This is a genomic window from Chelatococcus sambhunathii (genome assembly GCF_001418005.1).
Classification (GTDB): Bacteria; Pseudomonadota; Alphaproteobacteria; order Rhizobiales; family Beijerinckiaceae; genus Chelatococcus_A; species Chelatococcus_A sambhunathii.
This window is the reverse complement of the sequence record NZ_LIOL01000004.1, coordinates 272,442-284,326: the sequence shown is the minus strand read 5'-3', so window position 1 is coordinate 284,326 and position 11,885 is coordinate 272,442. Positions and strand designations below refer to the sequence as shown.

General features: G+C 68.8%; 13 protein-coding genes and 1 riboswitch. Of the genes, 5 read left to right on the top strand and 8 right to left on the bottom strand.

Features of this window, described 5'->3' with window-relative positions; genetic code table 11:
• Positions 1-5 precede the first annotated feature (5 nt).
• Positions 6-593, top strand: coding sequence for a GNAT family N-acetyltransferase (locus ASC46_RS10425; protein WP_055459237.1), 588 nt, complete (start codon positions 6-8; stop codon positions 591-593).
• Between the two features lie 172 nt (positions 594-765).
• Positions 766-3,639, top strand: coding sequence for an EAL domain-containing protein (locus tag ASC46_RS10420; protein ID WP_055459382.1), 2,874 nt, complete (start codon positions 766-768; stop codon positions 3,637-3,639).
• A gap of 264 nt (positions 3,640-3,903) precedes the next feature.
• Here ASC46_RS10420 and ASC46_RS10415 read toward each other — a convergent pair whose 3' ends face one another.
• Positions 3,904-4,512 (bottom strand): YqgE/AlgH family protein, encoded by a 609-nt coding sequence (locus ASC46_RS10415; protein WP_055459236.1) that lies wholly within the window; start codon positions 4,510-4,512, stop codon positions 3,904-3,906.
• A gap of 127 nt (positions 4,513-4,639) precedes the next feature.
• Here ASC46_RS10415 and ASC46_RS10410 point away from each other — a divergent pair, with 127 nt between their 5' ends.
• Both ASC46_RS10410 and ASC46_RS10405 read left to right on the top strand, forming a co-directional pair.
• The gene (locus tag ASC46_RS10410; RefSeq protein WP_055459235.1) at positions 4,640-5,527 is read left to right on the top strand and encodes a protein-disulfide reductase DsbD domain-containing protein; all 888 of its coding nucleotides are present in this window, start codon (positions 4,640-4,642) and stop codon (positions 5,525-5,527) included.
• A 47-nt stretch (positions 5,528-5,574) separates the two neighbouring features.
• Positions 5,575-6,060, top strand: coding sequence for a peroxiredoxin (locus tag ASC46_RS10405; RefSeq protein WP_055459234.1), 486 nt, complete (start codon positions 5,575-5,577; stop codon positions 6,058-6,060).
• A 35-nt stretch (positions 6,061-6,095) separates the two neighbouring features.
• Here the strand turns inward: ASC46_RS10405 and ASC46_RS10400 are convergent, their stop codons facing one another.
• The 5 genes from ASC46_RS10400 to ASC46_RS10380 form a co-directional block, all read right to left on the bottom strand.
• Positions 6,096-6,743: a ribonuclease HII gene (locus ASC46_RS10400; protein ID WP_055459233.1), complete on the bottom strand. Its 648-nt coding sequence runs from the start codon at positions 6,741-6,743 to the stop codon at positions 6,096-6,098.
• An 80-nt stretch (positions 6,744-6,823) separates the two neighbouring features.
• The gene (locus tag ASC46_RS10395) at positions 6,824-7,264 is read right to left on the bottom strand and encodes a VOC family protein (protein WP_055459232.1); all 441 of its coding nucleotides are present in this window, start codon (positions 7,262-7,264) and stop codon (positions 6,824-6,826) included.
• 12 nt (positions 7,265-7,276) lie between these two features.
• Positions 7,277-8,470, bottom strand: a complete 1,194-nt coding sequence (locus ASC46_RS10390) for a PA0069 family radical SAM protein (RefSeq protein WP_169790100.1) — start codon at positions 8,468-8,470, stop codon at positions 7,277-7,279.
• Between the two features lie 145 nt (positions 8,471-8,615).
• A complete protein-coding gene (locus ASC46_RS10385) occupies positions 8,616-8,816 on the bottom strand; it encodes a hypothetical protein (RefSeq protein WP_055459231.1) in 201 nt (66 codons plus the stop codon).
• 86 nt (positions 8,817-8,902) lie between these two features.
• Positions 8,903-9,520, bottom strand: coding sequence for a LysE family translocator (locus ASC46_RS10380; RefSeq protein ID WP_055459230.1), 618 nt, complete (start codon positions 9,518-9,520; stop codon positions 8,903-8,905).
• Positions 9,521-9,541: 21 nt separating this feature from the next.
• Positions 9,542-9,623: riboswitch (ZMP/ZTP riboswitch) on the bottom strand.
• Between the two features lie 171 nt (positions 9,624-9,794).
• Here ASC46_RS10380 and ASC46_RS10375 point away from each other — a divergent pair.
• Positions 9,795-10,298: a glycosyltransferase family protein gene (locus ASC46_RS10375; RefSeq protein ID WP_055459229.1), complete on the top strand. Its 504-nt coding sequence runs from the start codon at positions 9,795-9,797 to the stop codon at positions 10,296-10,298.
• 24 nt (positions 10,299-10,322) lie between these two features.
• Here ASC46_RS10375 and moaB read toward each other — a convergent pair whose 3' ends face one another.
• Both moaB and ypfJ read right to left on the bottom strand, forming a co-directional pair.
• A complete protein-coding gene (moaB, locus tag ASC46_RS10370; RefSeq protein WP_055459228.1) occupies positions 10,323-10,874 on the bottom strand; it encodes a molybdenum cofactor biosynthesis protein B in 552 nt (183 codons plus the stop codon).
• Positions 10,875-10,904: 30 nt separating this feature from the next.
• Positions 10,905-11,789, bottom strand: a complete 885-nt coding sequence (ypfJ, locus tag ASC46_RS10365; RefSeq protein WP_055459227.1) for a KPN_02809 family neutral zinc metallopeptidase — start codon at positions 11,787-11,789, stop codon at positions 10,905-10,907.
• Positions 11,790-11,885: the final 96 nt, after the last annotated feature.

Sequence of the window (11,885 nt, the reverse complement as noted above, 5' to 3'; positions counted from 1 at the left end):
ACGCTATGGTGCTGTTCCGCTTCACGCCCCACAACGAGGCCCTGCCGGCCGTACGTGGCGACGGGCTGTACCTCAGGGCACCGCAGATGGCCGATTTTTCCCAGTGGGCCACCCTGAGGGCGGAAAGCCGCCGCTTCCTCGAGCCATGGGAGCCGCTGTGGCCGGCCGACGACCTGACGCGCAGCGCCTTCCGCCGCCGGGTGCGTCGCTACGCCCAGGAGATTGCCAGCGATACGGCCTATCCCTTCCTCATCTTCCGACAGGCCGACGACGTTCTGTTGGGGGGGCTGACGCTCGGCTTCGTGCGGCGCGGCGTCGCCCAGACCTGCACGCTCGGCTACTGGATCGGCGAGCGCCATGCCGGCCAGGGGCACATGACGCGAGCGGTGCGGGCCGCCGTCGGCTTCGCCTTCCGCAATCTCGCCCTGCGCCGTGTGGAGGCGGCCTGCCTGCCGTCCAACACGGCCTCCATCCGTCTCCTCGAAAAGGTCGGATTCAGCCGTGAAGGCTACGCCCGCCGCTACCTGTGCATTGCGGGCACGTGGCAGGACCATCTCCTCTATGCCCTGTTGAGTGATGATATCGTCTCGTGAGTGCGACAGAGGCCGGCCGGAGGGCGGGCGGCGTCGGGGCGCCGCCTTGCAGAGGGCGGCCCCGCGAGGCCTGTCTCGCCTCGTGCCGCGCCTCTTGCCCTCGTCCGGCCGGCCCGATACGACTGGGCGGCCTTCCGATGCGCTCATCCGCGAGATACCTGCGTTGCATTTCCTGCGTAGACTGACGCTTCTCCTGTCGGCCCTCGTCGCCCTTGCCGCCCTGACGGTGCCGGCGGGGGCGGTGGAGTCGGTGCGCGTCACGCTCGATGCCCAGGCCATCGACCTGATGCCCGCGGTCGAATTCTACAAGTCGGAAGGCGATCTTATCCAGATCCCCATCGCGCCGGGGCCGGACGGCATCGTCCGCCGCATCGCGGTGAAGGCGCGCGACGGCGGCACGCGGCCGGACTGGATGGTCTTTGCGCTCACCAACGACACGGACGAGCAGATCGACCGGCTGCTCGTCGCACCTCACTACCGCCTCGTCGGCTCCGGTGTCATCTGGCCCGATCTCGGCGCCTCCCGCATCACCGCCATCACGGCAAGCCAAGGCATCCGTCCCGAGCGCGAGGAGAGCTCCGACGCCGACATCTTCACGCTGACGCTCGACCCTGGCACGACGGTGACCTTCGTCGCCGAACTGCGCACGCCGAACCTGCCGCAGCTCTATCTGTGGGAGCCGGAGGCCTACAAGAAGAAGATCAACGGCCTCACGCTCTACAAGGGCATCATCATCGGCATCGCGGGGCTACTCGCCCTGTTCCTCACCATTGTCTTCGTGGTGAAGGGGGCCGTGATCTTTCCCGCGGCGGCGGCGCTCGCCTGGGCGGTGCTCGCCTATGCGTGCATCGATTTCGGCTTCCTGCAGCAGATCTTCCCGGCGACCTCCTCGGCGGACCGCATCTATCGCGCGGCGGCGGAGGCCGTGCTCGCCGCGACGCTGCTCGTCTTCCTCTTCGCCTATCTGAACCTCAACCGATGGCACGTGCGCTACAGCCACGTGACGGCCGGCTGGCTCGTCTTCCTCGCCGCGCTCGTGGGGCTCGCCGTCTTCGATGCGCCGGTCGCGGCCGGCGTTGCGCGCATTTCCATCGCGGCGGTGGCGGCCATCGGTTTCGCGCTCGTCATCCATCTCGCCAGCCACCGCTACGACCGGGCGGTGATGCTCATCCCCACCTGGCTCCTGCTGCTGGTCTGGGTGACGGCGGCGGCCTTCACCGTGCTCGGCCAGATCTCGCGCGACCTCGTGCCGCCGGCGCTCATCGGCGGGCTGGTGCTCATCGTCATGCTCATCGGCTTCACGGTGATGCAGCACGCCTTCTCGGGCGGCGCCATCGCGCAGGGCCTCGTCAGCGACACCGAGCGCAAGGCGCTGGCGCTCGCCGGGGCCGGCGACATCGTCTTCGACTGGGACGTGATGGGCGACAAGATCTACGTCAGCCCCGAGGTCGAGCTGCAGCTGGGGCTGAAGCGCGGCTCCCTCGAGGGGCCGGCCTCGGCCTGGCTCGACGTGATGCACGCCTTCGACCGCGACCGCTATCGCGCCACCCTCGATGCCGTGCTGGAGCAGCGGCGCGGCCGGGTGGTGCAGGACTTCCGCCTGCGTTCGGCGAGCGGCCAGTACCACTGGTTCAACCTCAAGGCGCGTCCCGTCGTCGGCTCCGACGGCGAGGTCATCCGCGTCGTCGGCACCCTGGCGGACGTGACGGACGCGCGCACGGCCGAGGAGCGGCTGCTGCACGATGCGGTGCACGACAACCTCACCGGCCTGCCCAACCGCGAATTGTTCTACGACCGGCTCGAGGCGGCGCTCGTCTACGCCCAGGGCGACGACGGCATCCGCCCGACGGTGATCGTGGTCGATCTCGACCGCTTCAAGCAGGTCAACGAATCGGTCGGCCTCTCGGCCGGCGATTCCATCCTGCTCACCATCTCGCGGCGGCTCGGGCGCCTCCTGCGCCCGCAGGACACGCTCGCCCGCATCTCCGGCGACGAGCTCGCCATCATCCTCGTCTCCGAGCGCGAGCCCGATCGCATCATCTCGTTTGCCGGCATGATCCGCCGGGCGGTCACGACGCCCGTGACCTTCGCCGAGCGCGAGATCTTCCTCACCGCCTCCATCGGCATCGCCCTGCACGATCCGCAGGCCGAGGCGCGCGGCGAGGAGATGCTGAAGAATGCCGAGATCGCCATGATCCACGCCAAGAAGCAGGGCGGGGATCGCATCGAGGTGTTCCGACCGACGATGCGCGCCGAGCGTTCCGACAAGCTCACCATCGAGAGCGACCTGCGCCGGGCGCTCGACCGCGGCGAGATGAAGGTCTTCTTCCAGCCCATCGTGCGGCTGGACGATCGGACGGTGGCCGGCTTCGAGGCCCTCTTGCGCTGGGACCATCCGCGCCACGGTCGTCTCGGGCCACACGATTTCATTCCCATCGCCGAAGAGACGGGGCTCATCGTCGATCTCGGTCTCTTCGCGCTGGAGCGCACGGCGCGTGAGCTCGCCGCATGGCAGCGGGCGCTCGATGTCGAGCCGCCGATCTTCGCCAGCGTCAACGTCTCGAGCCGCCAGCTCCTGCGGCACGACCTGCTGCACGACGTCAAGACCGTCCTCGCCCGCTTCGCCGTCCATCAGGGCTCGCTCAAGCTGGAGCTGACGGAGAGCCTCGTGATGGAGAACCCGGAATATGCGGCGCAGATGCTGGCCCGCATCCGCGACCTCGGGGCGGGCCTGTCGCTCGACGATTTCGGCACCGGCTATTCCGCGCTGTCCTACCTGCAGCGCTTCCCCTTCGACACCATCAAGATCGACCAGTCCTTCGTGCGGCAGATGGCGAACGGCGGGCGTCCGGTCATCCTGCGCTCCATCGTCACCCTGGCGCACGACCTCGGCATGGACGTCGTCGCCGAGGGGGTGGAGGACGAATCGGATGCCGTGGCGCTGCTGCAGCTCGGCTGCGAATACGCCCAGGGCTATGCCTTCGGCGAGCCGATGAGCGCGCTCGAGGCGCGCAAGCTTGTCGGCGCGGCGCACGAGGCGGCGTAACGTTCAGGGCTGACGAAGACGCTTCGGGATCGCCCGTCCGCTTGAGGTAGGGCTCGACCGCCAAGGTCTGCGCGGTTTGCAGCGCAAGGCCCGGTGCGCAACGCTCCCCTTCATGCCCGCGCTTGTCGCGGGCATCCACGCGTTGCGGCATTGCAATGTGAAAGGCGTGGATGGCCAAGCCCGGCCAGGACGATTGGAGCACGCGTTCCGGCGTCTGAGCGGGAGCGAGGCAAGCCGGCCTGACCAGCCGGTCCGGAGGACGCCCTAGGCGTGCCCGGCCTCGCCGGAGAGCATCCCCGGATCGATGCCGAGCATGCGTAGGGCGCGGTCGTATTTGGCTTCCAGCGGCACGTTGAAGATCAGTTCCGGATCGGCCGGGCAGTTCAGCCAGCCGTTGGCCTGGATCTCGCTTTCGAGCTGCCCGGCGCCCCAGCCGGCATAGCCGAGCGCCAGAAGGGCGCTGTGCGGGCCCTGGCCGCGGGCGATGGCACGCAGGATGTCGATCGTCGCCGTCAGGCAGATCTCGTCGTCGATGGGCAGGGTCGAATTGTCGATGAAGAAGTCGGGCGAGTGCAACACGAAGCCGCGTCCCGTCTCAACCGGCCCGCCGCGCAGCACGAGCACCCGGTCGCGCTGCGGCAGGCGGATCGCTTCCTCGGCATTGATGATGTCGAGCTGGACGAGGAGATCGGGAAAATTGAGCTCCGTCGCGCGCTTGTTGACGACGATGCCCATCGCGCCTTCTTCCGAATGGGCGCACACATAGATCACCGAACGCGCAAACCGCTCGTCCCGCATGCCCGGCATGGCGAGCAGCAACTGGCCGTCCAGATAATCCTTGCCGGTCTCGGCCGACTTTCGCTCGAGCGACATCAGCTCTCCTTCTCTCAACAACATGCTACGGCGAGCCCATAGCTTTTCAATGCTTTTTGCTGCCTCCTTGTTGCGCTTCACGGCTTCGTGGCTCGCCAGGAGCGCGGCAGGAGGGTATTCCGGCGCCATGTCGATCGGATGCTTCAAGGACGGGACGGCCGGCCGGGCCGCGATCATCTGCGGCGCGCTGGCACTGTCCGCCGCGTTGTTCGTCACGGCAGGCCTGGCGGGCCCTGCCGTCGCGGAACCCGCGCCTTCGGCGAATGCGAAGGGCGAGCGTTCCTCCATTGCGCTCCTCTCCGCCGGGCGCATGCCGGACGGAGCCTGGCGGGCCGGCCTGAGCATCGCCCTCGAACCGGGCTTCAAGACCTACTGGCGCGATCCAGGCGATTCCGGCGTGCCGCCGGTTTTCGACTGGTCGGGCTCGCGCAATGTCGCCCGCGTCGAGGTGGAATGGCCGGCACCCCGCCGCTTCTTCGACGGCGTCGGCTGGTCGATCGGCTACAAGGACGATGTCGTGCTGCCGCTGCGCGTCGTGGCGCAGGATGCCGGCGCGCCCGTCGTGCTCGATCTCAAGCTCGATTACGCGGTGTGCGAAAAACTCTGCATCCCGACGGGCGGCCACGTGGCGCGGGAACTCACCGAATCGGCTGAGGACGCGGCGGCGCTTGCTCCGTTCGTCGCCCGCGTCCCGCGGGAGGTCGCAGTGGGCGAGGAGGCCGCCGGCCTTGCGGTCGAGACTGCGGCCATCGAGCGCAAGGGGGACGACATCGCCGTCGTCGCCCGCATCGCGGGCGGCGGGCTGGAGGACGTCTTCGTCGAGGGCGAGAGCGGCTGGTACTTCGACAAGGCCGAGCTGACGCGCCAGGACGACGGCCGCACTCTTGCCCGCGTCCCGGTCGCCGACCGGCCGAAGGCGGCCGCGGGCCCAACGGCCGCGAAGCTCACGGTCGTCGGCAAGGCCGGCGCGATATCCGTTGCTGCGAGGCTCGACGCGGTGGCCAAGGCACGCTAACTCAGGGGGCAGCCTCTCGGCTGACTTTCCCTGGAAGGAGCGTTGTCATGGCCATTGCAGTTGGTGATCGCCTGCCGTCCGTAACCTTTCGCGTCATGACGCCCGACGGGCCGGCCGCGCGCACCACGGACGACATCTTCAAGGGCCGCAAGGTCGTTCTTTTCGCCGTGCCCGGCGCCTTCACGCCCACGTGCCACAAGAACCATCTGCCGGGCTTCCTCGCCAAGGCCGACGAGATCAAGGCCCGCGGCATCGATGCCATCGCGGTGACGGCTGCCAATGACGTCTTCGTCATGGATGCGTGGAGCAAGTCGTCAGGCGCCGAAGGCGTCATCGAGTTTCTGGCCGACGGCAACGGCGATTTCGCCAAGGCGGTCGGGCTCGCCTTCGACGGTTCGGGTTTCGGCCTCGGGACGCGCTCGCAGCGCTATTCGATGGTCGTCGAGGACGGCGTCGTCACGCAGCTCAACGTCGAGGACGCGCCGGGCAAGGCGGACGTCTCCGGCGCGGCGCACCTCCTCGCGCAGCTCTGACGCGAGGCCGGGCGGTTCCTTGTGAGGCGCCCGGCTTATTCCAACCGCATCGGCGCAAAGCTCATGCGGTGGAAGGGCGACGGCCCGTGCGCGGCAATGGCCTCGAGATGCCCCGGTGTGCCGTAGCCGGCGTGGGACGAAAAGCCATAGGCCGGGAACTGTCGGCACAACCGCGCCATCAGCCGGTCGCGCGTGACCTTGGCAACGATCGACGCCGCCGCAATCGAGGCGACGGTGAGGTCGCCCTTGATGACCGCCTCCGTCGTACAGGGGGCATCGGGCGGGCAGTCGTTGCCGTCGATGAAGGCATGCACCGGCCGCACCGGCAGGCCGCGCAGGGCCCGCGTCATGGCAGCCAGCGTCGCCTGGCGGATGTTGATGCTGTCGATGATGCGGGCCGGCACGCTCGCTACCGACACGGCCGCGCTGTCAAGGATGAAGGCATAGAGTACCTCGCGCCGAGCGGGCGTGAGCCTCTTCGAATCCGTCAGCCCCTCGGGGATGCGGTCGGGATCGAGCACGACAGCCGCCGCAACGACCGGGCCGGCAAGGGGGCCGCGGCCTACCTCGTCCACGCCGGCAACGGGCCAGAGGCCGCGCCGGCGGCAGTCTCCCTCGCGCAGGAAGGATGCCGACGCGAGGTCGGAACCTGCCGGCGAATCAGTATCGTCGATGCGCTTCATGCGGCCATCATGGCGCGCAGGCGCGCAGGCTCAAGGCTCGATTCGAGAAGGCTCGCCTGCGGGGGCTGCGAAAGCCGCCGTCAGTCCGGCAGCACCATCAGCCCGCGCGCGTCGAGCGGCATGAAGGGATTGAAGGCCACCTCCCACGGATGGCCGTCGGGATCGGCGAAATAGCCCGAATAGCCGCCCCAGTCCGCCTTGGTGCCTGGCTTCAGCAGGCGCCCGCCGGCGGCGACCGCGGCGTCGAGCGCCGCGTCCACCGCCTTCTCGTCCGGCAGGTTGATGGCGAGAGTGAAGCCGCCGAAGCCCGGTGGCGTCAGCGGGAGCTTCGCGTCCTCGGCGAGCTTGTCCCGGTCCCACAGGGCGAGCGCAACATTGTCGAGGGCGAGAAAGGTGATCGACGCCTCGTGGGCCCGCGCCTTCGGCCGCCAGCCGAGCTTCTCGTAGAAGCGCTGGCTGGCAGCGCGGTCCGTGACGCCGAGCGTGATGAGGTTGACGCGCGCAGGAACGGTCGCGGTCATCGGGCTATCCTTTCAGAAGAGGCTGAGCTGCTCGGCGCCGCGACGGGGCGGTGAGAAGAGGTCCGTCCTGAGCCGCGTGCGGCGCTTGTTGAAGCCGAGGCGCTCGGCGGCCATCTCGAAACGCCGGCCGATCATCCAGGCATAGGGACCGGAGCCCACCATGCGCTGGCCCCAGCTGGAATCGTAGTCCTTGCCGCCGCGCGTCGAGCGGATGAGCGACAGCACGTGCCGGGCCTTGTCGGGATAGTTGCTCATCAGCCAGTCGCGCACGATGTCGCGCACCTCGAGCGGCAGGCGCAGCATGACGTAGCCCGCCTCGCGCGCGCCTGCGGCATGCGTCGCGGCGAGGATGTTCTCGATCTCCGCATCGTTGACGGCCGGCACGATGGGAGCAACGAGCACGGTGACGGGGATGCCAGCCTCGCTGAGCCGGCGGATGGTGTCGAGCCGGCGCTGCGGCGTCGCCGCCCGCGGCTCCATCGTGCGGGCGAGCTTGGCGTCGAGCGTGGTGACGGAGATCGCCACCTTGGCGAGGCCCCGCGCCGCCATAGGCGCGAGGAGGTCGATGTCGCGCGTCACCAGGGCCGATTTGGTCACGATGCCGACCGGATGGCCGGTCCTGCCCAGCACCTCCAGGATGCCGCGCATGAGGCGGAACTTGCGCTCGATGGGCTGGTAGGGATCGGTATTGGTGCCGATGGCGAGCGTGCGTGGCACGTAGCTGGAGGCGGATAGTTCCTTCTCGAGCAACGCCGGCGCATCCGGCTTGGCGAAGAGCTTCGATTCGAAGTCGAGCCCCGGCGACAGGCCCATATAGGCGTGGGTCGGCCGGGCGAAGCAGTAGACGCAGCCGTGCTCGCAGCCGCGATAGGGGTTCACCGAGCGGTCGAAGGAGATGTCGGGCGAATCGTTGCGCGTGATGATGGTGCGCGCCTTCTCCGTCTGCACCTCCGTCTTGAACGGCGGCAGCTCGGCAAGGCCCTCCCAGCCGTCGTCGACATCCTCCCGGTGAGTCGGCTCGTAGCGCGCCACGGGGTTGCCGACGGCCCCGCGTCCGCGCCGCCGCTCCGGGTCGATGCGATGGCCGACAAGGGCGAGCGGATCCGCCGGGCCGACCTGCGGCACCTCCTTCAGCAGATCGCGCCCCCGGCCGGTGCGCGGCGGGGTGGCAGGGGCGGGTGAATGAGAGACGGCTCGGGCCCGCATGGGCGCCTCCGATTCCAGCAGCGATCATCGATTGAGAACATATAGAGAACAAAATTGTTCCCGTGTCCAGTGGTGGCTGTGGTCGAGGCGCAAGGTTAGCAACGGCACAAGCCGCGTGCCGAAACAGAAGCCGACGTTCGATCGTCTAGTCCTGGTTCTGCGGCGCTTCCGCAGCGTCGGCCGCGGTGCCGGGCGCCGCCGGCGGTTGGTCCCGCGCGGGTTGCGGTGGCGCTGGCATCGGCAAGGTGATCCCCTGTTGCCACGCATCGAGGCGGGCGTTGAGGCTGCTGACCGGCATATGCGAACCGGGGAAGACGCCTGGCTGTGGTCTGATCTCCTGCGGCATTCGCGTTCTCCTTTCGTCGTGCAGCGGAGCATCAAGAGGAGTGACGGGAGCGGCCATCGTCAAACGGGCGTGCCGAAAATCTCAATTCAAGGCTTGCCGGGTGGTGACAGCACCCACGGCACGGCTACGGAAAGGATCAGCAAGCCCGCGAAGGACATGTTCAAGACACGCCTCGCCCGGGGGTTGTCCATGGGGCGCGCGAGCAGCGAGCCGGCAGCAAGCCAAAGGATGTTGACGAGAACGACTGTCGCGAGCAGCAGCGTTCCCTTCAGCAACTGATCGCCGATGGTGCTGTCGGGCCAGACGGAATATCGCGAGAATGCAGCCGCCACGGCGACATAGGCCTTCGGGTTGGCCAGAGACAGGGTCGCGCCCGCATGCCAGCGAGGGGGACGCGCGGCCGATCCTGCGGCGGCCGTCCTCAGCGGCGGCGCCGTGGCGATCCGGTAGGCCAGGAAGATGAGATAGGCGCTCGCGGCAAAGGTCACGACCGGCGCGATCCGGGGAGAGGAAAGCACCGCCGCCCAGAGGCCCGAGCCGACCAAAGCCACGACGGCGACCATTCCGAGATCGAGCCCGAGCATGTACGGCACCACGCGACGCATGCCGAAGGCAGCCCCGAGCGCCGCCAGGCTGAGCGTGTTGGGTCCGGGGCTCCCGACGAGCGCGAGCGATGTCAGAAGAAACAGGAGTACGGCGTCCATGGGGCCTCCACTCGCGATCTTGGAGTTGGCCCAGGCGGACGGCGGAACAGTGCTGCGCTCCCCGATGGTTACCCATCTCATCCCGCCAGTCACACAGCACGATGCGAGCGTATCGGCCGCTCGCCCGGCGGGCAAGCCGCATGCATCGGGATGTTGGGCGCGGCTGGCGCCGGAGGGCTCGCGCCTGCCACCGAGGATTCGGGCCGTCCGTGGTCCTGCCGCTAAGACAGCGTGCCGCAGCGTCATGGCGAGGTGCCTGCGCTAGGCTTCCGGCATGATTTCCGTCCTGATCATGGCCAATGGCGATACGGAAGGGCTCGGCGCGACGCTGGCAGCTCTCGTGCCCGGCGTCGCGGCGGCGGTCGTGCGCGAGGCCATCATCATCGATTGCGGCGAGGACCGGAATGCCGCCCGCGTCGCGGAGGCGGTGGGCGCTTCGCTCGTGCGGGCCGGGGATGGCGAAGCCGGCTGGCGCGCGGGCGTGCACGAAGCACGTGGCCCCTGGCTGATGCTGCTCAAGGCCGGCGACGTGCCGACGGCGAACTGGATCGCCGTGATGGAGCGCTTCCTGCGCCGCGAAGGCGGCCAGACGACGGGCTTGTGGCTCGGCGGCTCATGCATCGTGCCGCTCGGCCGCTTGCGGCACGTGGCCCAGGGGCTGTTCGGCCGCGCGCCGCTCGGCCCCCGCATGCTGCTGTCGAAGGCTCATGTCGTCGCCGGCCATCGCCGGCCGATGATGCTGCCGGCGCTGCCGGTCGCCTTCGAGGCGGCCGGTTGAGACCGGGGCGTGATCCCCGTCCTTTCAGTTGCCGGTTCCACGCCTCAGGTGCTCGTCGAGCCGCGGCATGATCTCGACGAAATTGCACGGCCGTTGGCGATAATCGAGCTGCGCGGCGAGGATGCCGTCCCAGGCGTCCTTGCAGGCGCCGGGGGAGCCCGGCAGCACGAAGATGTAGGTTGCGCCCGCGACGCCCGCGGTCGCCCGTGACTGCAGGGTCGAGGTGCCGATCTTGTCGTAGGAGATGCGGTGGAAGACGGCCGAGAAGCCGTCCATGCGCTTCTCGAACAGCGGCTCGATGGCCTCGGGCGTCACGTCCCGGCCGGTGAAGCCCGTGCCGCCCGTGGTGATGACGGCATCGATGCCGGGATCGGCGATCCAGCCCTTCACGGTGGCGCGGATCTCGTCGATCTCGTCCGGCACGATGGCGCGGGCGGCAAGGCGATGGCCGGCCGCTTCGAGACGCTGAACCAGCGTATCGCCGGATCTGTCGTCGGCGAGGCTGCGCGTGTCGGATACGGTCAGCACGGCGATGGAGAGCGGAATGAAAGGGCGCGTTTCGTCGATACGGGACATGAGTCTGCCTGATGAGGTGGTGCCGGACCGTCAGGGCCTGCTTGCGCCGAAGGTATCGCACGCCTGCACGCGGCCTTCCTTGAGCCCGGTCATGAACCAGCGCACGCGCTGCTCGGACGAGCCATGGGTGAAGGTCTCGGGGACGGCATAGCCCTGGCCGGCCCTCTGCAGGCGGTCGTCGCCGATGGCCTCGGCCGCGTTCATCGCCTCCTCCACGTCGCCAGGCTCCAGCGCCTTCCAGCGCTGCTCGCTGTGATTGGCCCACACGCCGGCGAGGCAGTCGGCCATCAATTCGACGCGCACGGACAATTCGTTCGCCTGCCGCTGCGAGGCCTGGCGCTGCGCCTGCTGCACCTTGGGCAGGATGCCGAGCAGGTTCTCCACATGGTGTCCGACCTCGTGGGCGATGACATAGGCATAGGCGAAATCGCCGCCCGCGCGGAAGCGCCGGCGCATGTCGTCGAAGAAGCTGAGGTCGATGTAGACCGTCTGGTCGACGGGACAATAGAACGGCCCCATGGCCGCCTGCGCGAAGCCGCAGTTCGACCGGGTGGCGCCGGAGAAGAGCACCATGCGCGGGTTCTTGTAGGCGACGTTCACCTGCTGCGGCAGGACGGTCGTCCAGACGTCCTCCGTATTGCCGAGGATGGCGGCGGCGAACTGGCCGGCCTCGTCCTGCGGCGCGCCGCGCGTGCCCGGCTGCGACTGCTCGTAGGAGGAGCCGCCCGACAGCATCTCGGCCCCACCGATGAGGATGCGCGGATCGATGCCGAGCGCCCAGCCGATGAGGCCGAGCACGAGGATGGTGCCAATGCCGATGCCGCCGCCGCGTCCCCCGCCGGGGATGTGGAAGCCTCCACCGCCGCCACGCCGGTCCTCGACATTCTCGGACCGGCGGAAATCACCCCAGCGCATGTCTTGCCTTCCGTCGACGCCTCACTTGCCTGCAGCGGCAGGCCGACCAGCATAGCCCGCCCCGCCGCGCCGGCCAACGACCGGCTGCGCCATGCC